Source organism: Burkholderia sp. SIMBA_051 (assembly GCF_046534915.1).
Taxonomy (GTDB): Bacteria; Pseudomonadota; Gammaproteobacteria; order Burkholderiales; family Burkholderiaceae; genus Burkholderia; species Burkholderia ambifaria.
Genome location: NZ_JAWRXS010000208.1, coordinates 1 through 277, shown reverse-complemented (window position 1 = coordinate 277; position 277 = coordinate 1). Strand labels below are relative to the sequence as shown.

General features: G+C 59.6%; 1 protein-coding gene. It reads left to right on the top strand.

Annotated elements, in window-relative coordinates; genetic code table 11:
* The coding region (locus SB771_RS34205) for a transposase (protein ID WP_410721944.1) at positions 1 to 277 on the top strand (277 nt) is incomplete at both ends.

Genomic DNA, 277 nt, shown 5'->3' with positions numbered 1-277 from the left:
GCTGGAGCGCACGCAGCCGGTATTGCCGATGGGTCTGGGCTACCTCGAAGGGGTGACGCATGACTACATCCGGCATGGCACTACAACCCTGTTCGCAGCGCTCGATACGGCGACGGGTGCAGTCATTGCGCAGTGCAAACCCCGTCATCGGCATCAGGAGTTTCTGGCCGTCCTCAGGCACATCGATCAGGCCGTGCCTGCAGAGCTCGATGTACATCTGATTGCCGACAACTATGCGACGCACAAGCATCCGAAGGTCAAGGCGTGGCTCGTTAAA